This window comes from Pantoea sp. JGM49 (genome assembly GCF_018257655.1).
Taxonomy (GTDB): Bacteria; Pseudomonadota; Gammaproteobacteria; order Enterobacterales; family Enterobacteriaceae; genus Pantoea; species Pantoea communis.
This window is the reverse complement of the sequence record NZ_JAERJM010000012.1, coordinates 78,945-86,429: the sequence shown is the minus strand read 5'-3', so window position 1 is coordinate 86,429 and position 7,485 is coordinate 78,945. Positions and strand designations below refer to the sequence as shown.

Here is a 7,485-nt window from a genome sequence, read left to right as displayed (position 1 = left end):
GAATTGGTTGCGGGGGCCGGATTCGAACCGACGACCTTCGGGTTATGAGCCCGACGAGCTACCAGGCTGCTCCACCCCGCGTCCGTGGATGCGCACTATACTCTCGACGCGCGGCGATGCAACCCCTTTTTGTGTTAAAGCCTTAAATTTACAGCCAGTTGGTGATTAATAGTGCCATTGGGCGATTAATTGTACAGATGTGAGCGCGGTAACTCGTGGCGGATTTCATTCTCTCTGCCCCTTTGCTATCGTCGCGGTGCAAACAACCGAGAAAAAGAGAAAGTGATGAAAGGACATTGGGCGAAGTATGCACTTACTGGCGCGTTTCTCGCGCTGTTAGCAGGTTGTAGTTCTAAACCGACTGACCGTGGTCAGCAATATATTGATGGCAAGCTGGAGCAACCGCTTGGGCTGGTCAATGAACCGAATGCCAAAGGGCGCCCGGTGAATGGCAGAGATTTTGGTGTGCAGATTCAGCAGATTCAGAGTGCCTCCAGTGGCTTATACAGCCGCAACACCGGCACTTACAGCGCTATTCAGAACTGGCTGCTCTCCGGTGCCGATACCCGTCAGTTGAGCCAGTTCGGACTTAACGCTTATCAGATGGAAGGCACCGATAATTACGGTAACGTGCAGTTTACCGGCTACTACACCCCTGTGGTGGAAGCGCGCTACACGCGTCAGGGTGAGTTCCAGTATCCCATTTATCGCATGCCACCGCGCACGCGCGGTCAGAAGCTGCCGAGCCGTGCTTCTATATATAGTGGCGGACTTGATAATCGTTACGTGATTGCCTGGAGCAACTCGCTGATCGACAACTTTATGATGGACGTGCAGGGTAGCGGCTACGTTGATTTCGGCGACGGTCGCCCGCTGCGCTTCTTCGGCTACGGCGGCAAAAATGGCTGGGCCTATCACAGTATCGGCAAAGAACTGATCGATCGTGGTGAAGTGAAGCGAGAAGATATGTCGATGCAGGCGATTCGCCAGTGGGCACAGGAACATACGCCGGAGCAGGTGCGTGACGTGCTGGAGACCAACCAATCGTTCGTGTTCTTTAAACCAGAAGAGTATGTGCCGGTGCGCGGTGCCAGCGCAGTGCCTTTGATTGCCAAAGCGTCTGTCGCATCCGACCGTTCATTGATTCCCGCAGGTACGGCGCTGTTAGCCGAAGTGCCGCAGTTGAACGAGAAGGGCAAATTTAACGGCAAGTATGAGATGCGCCTGATGGTGGCACTGGATGTGGGTGGGGCGATTAAAGGTCAGCACTTCGACATCTATCAGGGTGTGGGTCCAGACGCTGCGCATCTTGCCGGATTTTATAATCACTATGGCCGCGTTTGGGTGCTGAAAGCCGCGCCAGGTGCAGGACAGCCGCTGTTCAGCAATCCGCAAAATGGCAATAATGGTTCACTGATTATCGGGGCGAATTGATATTCTTCCCTGCGGCAAATCAGCGGGAGTATTCAGCTGATTTGCCATGGGTCGCCAGTCTTCGCGATCCAATGCGTCCATCACTGTTTCTGTAGGGTGCGTATTCATGCGCACCGCATCAAAAGGTTTGATATGAAAGTAGTCAGCGATGCCTGGCGGCAACGTTTTGGCGGTACGGCACGTCTGTATGGGGAAGAGGCGCTGCAGCGTTTTGCCGACGCCCATTTTTGTGTGATTGGTATCGGCGGTGTCGGTTCGTGGTCCGCCGAAGCGTTAGCGCGCACCGGGATTGGTAAAATCACGCTGATCGATATGGACGACGTCTGCATTACCAACACCAATCGCCAGATCCACGCCCTGCAAGGAAAAGTAGGACAAGCGAAAACCGAGGTGATGGCGGAGCGTATTCGCGCCATAAATCCTGAGTGCGAAGTGATCTGCATTGATGATTTCATCACGCCGGATAACACCGCTGAAATGCTGTCAGCCGGTTTTGATTACGTGATTGATGCAATTGACAGTGTGCGCCCTAAAGCCGCGCTGATTGCCTGGTGTCGTCGTAACAAGATCCCTCTGATCACTACCGGCGGTGCGGGCGGGCAAATCGATCCGACGCAGATTCAGGTCAGCGATTTAGCCAAAACTATTCAGGATCCGCTGGCGGCAAAACTGCGTGAGCGCTTGAAAGGCGACTTTGGTGTGGTGAAGAACAGCAAAGGCAAGTTAGGGATTGATTGCGTGTTTTCCACTGAGGCGCTGGTTTATCCTCAGCTGGATGGCAGTGTTTGTACTTCCAAAAGCACCGCAGAAGGCCCGAAACGTATGGATTGTGCGGCGGGCTTCGGTGCGGCCACCATGGTGACCGCCACTTTCGGGTTTATCGCGGTGTCGCACGCGTTGAAGAAATTCCTCGCACGCGCGGCGCGTCAGGCTGCTTGATGCGCGCGCGCGTGGCGCTGCACTGCATCTGCCAACGCTTTTAAGCCACTGCTGCGTGAGGCGCTAAGCTGCGCACGCAGGCCTAAAGTATCAAACAACGCCAGCGGATCTTGTGCTAACAGATCGGCTGGCGTTTTGCCTTCCACCGCCGTCAACAGCACCGCCAGCAAACCGCGCACGATGCGGCCTTCACTGTCGCCGTAAAAGTGAAGTTTGCCGTTGGGTAGCCGTTGGCTGCTCAGCCAGACACGATTTTCGCAACCGCTCAGCTCAATCTCTGCCGTCTTCACGTCATCTTCCAGAGCGGGTAACTGGCGGCTGAGCTGGATCAGCTGGCGATAGCGATCTTCCCACTGATGAAAATGGGAAAATTTTTCGGTCAGGCTGGCTTCAGTAATCACATCGCCAAACGGATGTGGGCCGATCAGGGTGGTCATAACGTTATTCACTCAACAGGTCTACGGCATGATGCATGGCGCGCACCAGCGCATCCACGTCCTGCAAATTATTATAGGGGGCGAATGATACGCGCAGGGTGCCGCTAACACCCAGTGCCGCCATTAATGGCTGTGCACAGTGCTGTCCGGCACGCAGCGCAATATCCTGCTCTGCCAGCAGCGTGACAATATCGCTGTGATGAATGTCCGCGATATCAAACGCCAGCAAACTGGCATTACCACAACGGAAACTGCGAAAGCCGGGAATCTCGCCTAATTGCTCTTCGGCGAGGCTGGCCAGTTGCTGGCTCCACATCTCTGCTTTTTCAGCGTGGTGATGCGACAGCCATTCCAGCGCCGCGCTCAGGCCCACCACGCCCGCGACATTGGGCGTGCCGGCTTCAAATCGCCACGGTACCGCCTGCTGCGTGAAGCCATTAAAGTCGACGTGCGTTAACATCTTGCCGCCGCCTTGCCACGCATCCATCTCTTCCAGCAGCTCGGCTTTGCCGTACAGCGCACCAATCCCCATTGGGCCATACAGCTTGTGCGCGGAGAAGGCGTAAAAGTCGATGTCCAGCGCCTGAACGTTGGGGGGCGCGTGCACCACGCCCTGTGCGCCATCTACCATCACTTTGGCGCCAACATGATGTGCCAGGGTAATCGCCTGTGCCAGATCCGGACAGCCACCGGTGACATTCGACATCTGCCCAATCGCCAGCAGCTTAGTGCGTGCGTTTAGCAAATCAGGCAGTAGACGAATATCGGGCAGACGATCCGCGCCAATCGGCCATTTCACCACTTTCGCGCCTGCGGCTTGTGCCACCTTTAACCACGGCACCAGATTGGCGTGATGCTCGGCTTCGCTGACTACGATTTCATCGCCAGGTTGTAAGCGCGGTGCCAGCCAGCTGTGCGCCACCAGATTGATGGCCTCCGTGGTGCCACGCGTCCAGACAATCTGACGGTCATCGCCCGCGTGCAGCCATTTGGCCACCCGGCCGCGCGCCTGTTCATACTTCTCTGTCAGGTCGCGTGCTGATTTGAACTGGCTGCGATGCACGGTGCCTGCGCTCAAGCTATAGAACTGCGATGTGGCGTCGATCACAGCCTGAGGCTTCAGGGCAGTGGCTGCGCTATCAAGATAAACGCCCGCATCGCTTAATGCCGGAAACTGCGCACGGAAGGCGGTTGGGGAGAAGATGGTCATACGAAACCCACTGTATTCAATTTTAGGACCAGGCTGAAACCCGGCCGATTCGCTGGCAAAGCTGGAAAAGCGCGTTATGCTATTTATTGCAAGGTTTGAACCGCAACCCGCATAACGAATCGACCTTTACCAGTCGATTTCACTTTTTGCTGCCTCTGGTCAGCGCTTGCGGGTGGTTTAATGCAATCAATCTGCAAGGAGATAGAAGATGAAAAAACTCGCCGCAGTGCTGGCCGTGTGTACCATGGCCTTTACCCTGGCTGCTTGTTCCAGCAATTATGTCATGCATACCAATGATGGTCGCACCATTGTAGCGGACGGGAAACCGAAAGTTGACGATGAAACCGGTATGATCAGTTATAAAGATGCCAATGGCAACGAGCAGCAGATCAATCGTACAGATGTGAAAGAGATGGTTGAGATGGGGCAGTAAGCAGCAAGCCAAAAATTTCCCGGAGAAATTTTTACGTCGCTTCAGTGACGGCCCGAAAGGGGTACACAGGGATGTGTAGGATAAAAAAAAGCACCGCAATTTGCGGTGCTGCATAAAATCACTTGGACAGACAGGGTAAATCTACAGGAATTAAAAGCTTGATCTGCAATCGTCAGATCAAAATGCAAACACAACATCACGACCACAAGCCAAAAGCTCTCCAAAAGTCTGCGATCTCTCGCACGTTTCCAGAAATCTTTTCGTTCCGGCTCAGGAAGTGCGGCAACTATAGGTATTTGCTGGAGCTTCCTCAACGGACAAATTATAATGTCTCGGATTAAAATAACTAATACGTAACGACCTTGTATAAGTCGGACTGTTACCTTGTGAATCCGCTGATGGAAAACCATGTCTAAACGCCTTCCACCGCTTAATGCTTTACGCGTCTTCGATGCTGCAGCCCGCCATTTAAGCTTTACTAAAGCCGCTGAAGAGCTGTTTGTCACCCAGGCAGCTGTTAGCCACCAGATTAAATCTCTGGAAGATTTCCTCGGTCTTAAGCTATTTCGACGGAGGAATCGTTCGCTTTTACTGACAGAAGAAGGTCAAAGCTACTATCTGGATATTAAAGAGATCTTCTCGGCTATCAACGATGCGACGCGTAAACTTCAGGCGCGCAGCGCGAAGGGTGCCTTAACCGTCAGTCTGTTGCCCAGCTTTGCCATTCAATGGCTGGTACCCCGTCTTTCCAGCTTTAATATGGCTTATCCGGGCATCGATGTGCGTATTCAGGCGGTGGACCGTGATGAAGAGAAACTGGCCGATGATGTTGATGTGGCGATTTTCTATGGGCGCGGTAACTGGCCGGGTCTGCGGGTTGAGAAACTGTATGCCGAATATTTGCTGCCGGTCTGCTCGCCCATGTTTCTGACTGGCGACCATCCGCTTAAAACGCCCGCCGATCTGGCACACTTTACGCTGCTGCATGATGCTTCGCGCCGCGACTGGCAATCCTATATCCGTCAGCTAGGATTGCAGCACATTAATGTGCAGCAGGGGCCGATCTTCAGCCATAGCGCGATGGTGCTGCAGGCGGCGATTCACGGCCAGGGCGTGGCGCTGGCTAATAATGTGATGGCGCAGAGTGAAATTGAAGCTGGACGGCTGGTCTGTCCATTTAATGACGTGTTAGTCAGTAAAAACGCTTTTTATCTGGTTTGTCATGACAGCCAGGCAGAACTGGGTAAAATAGCCGCCTTTCGTCAGTGGATCCTGGAAAAAGCCGCAGCTGAACAAGAAAAATTCCGCTTTCGCTACGATCACTAATGCGTTGAGTGCTGCACAGTGATGTGCAGTGTCATCCTGAGGAACAATGAATGTCCAGTCGTGCCATGTTTGTGTTTGCCGCCATTAGCGGATTCCTGCTGGTGGCCTTTGGTGCTTTTGGGGCACACGTGCTGAGCAAATCGCTCGGCCCGGCCGAAATGGCGTGGATCCATACCGGTCTTGAATATCAGGCCTATCACACATTGGCGGTGATTGGTTTGGGTGCGGCCATGCTGCGTCGCGCCAATATCTGGTTTTACTGGAGCAGCGCTGCGCTGGCGCTTGGCACCGTGTTGTTCAGTGGCAGCCTGTATTGTTTAGCGTTGTCGCACTTGAAGTTTTGGGTTTTTGTTACGCCAGTGGGAGGGTTGTTCTTCCTGATTGGCTGGTTCTTGATGTTGATTGGCGCATTGCGTCTTAAACGAAAGGCGGATCGCCATGAATAAAGTTTTACTCTATTGCCGTCCTGGCTTTGAGAAAGAGTGTGCGGCAGAGATCAGCGCCAAAGCCGCTGAACGTGAAGTTTACGGTTTTGCCCGTGTCAAAGATGATTCTGGTTACGTGCTCTATGAGTGCTATCAGCAGGAAGATGCCGAAAAGCTGATTCAAACGCTGCCGTTTGCCGAGCTGATTTTTGCCCGTCAGATGCTGGTGGTGGGTGAACTGCTGCGCGATTTGCCGCCAGAAGATCGTATTACCCCGATTGTCGGCATGCTAACCGGTGTGGTGGAGAAGGGCGGCGAGCTGCGTGTCGAAGTGCCGGATACCAATGAAGCGAAAGAACTGACCAGGTTCTGTCGTAAGTTAACCGTACCGCTGCGCGCCAGCCTGCGTGAGAGCAAAATCCTGCTCAACTACGAATCGCCGAAACGCCCGGTGGTGCATGTGTTCTTTATTGCACCGGGTACCTGCTATGTCGGTTACTCGCTGCCAGAGAACAACTCACCATTCTATATGGGCATCCCGCGCCTCAAGTTCCCGTCGGATGCGCCAAGCCGTTCAACGCTGAAGCTGGAAGAGGCGTTTCACGTCTTCATCCCGGCCGATGAGTGGGATGAGCGCCTGGGCAGCGGCATGTATGCCGTGGATCTTGGCGCGTGTCCTGGCGGCTGGACCTATCAGCTGGTTAAACGCAGCATGTGGGTGTACGCCGTAGATAACGGCCCGATGGCGCCCAGCCTCATGGATACCGGGCAAGTCACGCACTGCCGTGAAGACGGTTTCAAATACCGCCCATCGCGCAATAACATTAGTTGGCTGGTGTGTGACATGGTGGAAAAACCCGTTCGCGTCGCCAGTTTGATGACGGAGTGGCTGGTCAACGGCTGGTGCCGTGAGGCGATTTTCAACCTCAAGCTGCCGATGAAAAAGCGTTATGAAGAAGTGACGCAAAATCTGGCCATGATGGATGCGGCATTGAAAGAGAAGGGCGTGAATGCCCAGATTCAGGCGCGCCAGCTGTATCACGATCGGGAAGAGATTACTGTACATGTGCGCCGGCTTTGGGCGGCTGTGGGCGGCCGTCGCGACGAACGCTAAATTTCCCGTCATACTTCGCGCCACAGGTGCGTTGGCTACGTTTATACGCCCCAGTCACATACTGATGTATGTCTCTGGGGACTTAATAAACTTGCCGATCCTGCTTCATACTTTGCACTACAGCGGCGTTGGCTGCGCTTGTTCGCCCCGGTCACATACTGGCGTAT

General features: G+C 54.0%; 8 protein-coding genes and 1 tRNA gene. 6 read left to right on the top strand and 3 right to left on the bottom strand.

The features are described from left to right. Window positions 1-4: 4 nt before the first annotated feature. Window positions 5-81, bottom strand: a tRNA-Met gene (locus JK231_RS19430). 204 nt (window positions 82-285) lie between these two features. Between JK231_RS19430 and mltA the strand changes: the two genes are divergently transcribed. Together mltA and tcdA are read left to right on the top strand one after the other, a co-directional pair. Continuing rightward, entirely contained in the window at window positions 286-1,434 is a 1,149-nt protein-coding gene (gene mltA, locus JK231_RS19425) for a murein transglycosylase A (protein WP_211729271.1), read from the top strand. A 132-nt stretch (window positions 1,435-1,566) separates the two neighbouring features. Next, complete coding sequence (gene tcdA / locus JK231_RS19420; RefSeq protein ID WP_034823088.1) at window positions 1,567-2,373, top strand: tRNA cyclic N6-threonylcarbamoyladenosine(37) synthase TcdA; 807 nt, start codon at window positions 1,567-1,569, stop codon at window positions 2,371-2,373. Here tcdA and csdE read toward each other — a convergent pair. Continuing rightward, window positions 2,361-2,810, bottom strand: a complete 450-nt coding sequence (gene csdE, locus JK231_RS19415; RefSeq protein ID WP_097117983.1) for a cysteine desulfurase sulfur acceptor subunit CsdE — start codon at window positions 2,808-2,810, stop codon at window positions 2,361-2,363. The two genes, tcdA and csdE, sit on opposite strands and share 13 nt — an antisense overlap. A 4-nt stretch (window positions 2,811-2,814) precedes the next feature. Beyond that, entirely contained in the window at window positions 2,815-4,020 is a 1,206-nt protein-coding gene (csdA, locus tag JK231_RS19410; RefSeq protein ID WP_097117982.1) for a cysteine desulfurase CsdA, read from the bottom strand. Window positions 4,021-4,228: 208 nt separating this feature from the next. On the opposite strand from csdA, the gene JK231_RS19405 reads away from it, so the two are divergent. The 4 genes from JK231_RS19405 (at window position 4,229) to rlmM (ending at window position 7,318) form a co-directional block, all read left to right on the top strand. Beyond that, complete coding sequence (locus JK231_RS19405; RefSeq protein WP_034823084.1) at window positions 4,229-4,453, top strand: YgdI/YgdR family lipoprotein; 225 nt, start codon at window positions 4,229-4,231, stop codon at window positions 4,451-4,453. Between the two features lie 408 nt (window positions 4,454-4,861). Further along, on the top strand, window positions 4,862-5,779 hold the full coding sequence (locus JK231_RS19400) for a transcriptional regulator GcvA (RefSeq protein ID WP_045816412.1): 918 nt from the start codon (window positions 4,862-4,864) through the stop codon (window positions 5,777-5,779). Between the two features lie 50 nt (window positions 5,780-5,829). After that, on the top strand, window positions 5,830-6,225 hold the full coding sequence (locus tag JK231_RS19395) for a DUF423 domain-containing protein (protein ID WP_034823080.1): 396 nt from the start codon (window positions 5,830-5,832) through the stop codon (window positions 6,223-6,225). Then, window positions 6,218-7,318: a 23S rRNA (cytidine(2498)-2'-O)-methyltransferase RlmM gene (rlmM, locus tag JK231_RS19390; protein WP_097117981.1), complete on the top strand. Its 1,101-nt coding sequence runs from the start codon at window positions 6,218-6,220 to the stop codon at window positions 7,316-7,318. The genes JK231_RS19395 and rlmM overlap by 8 nt, the downstream gene beginning before the upstream one ends. Window positions 7,319-7,485: the final 167 nt, after the last annotated feature.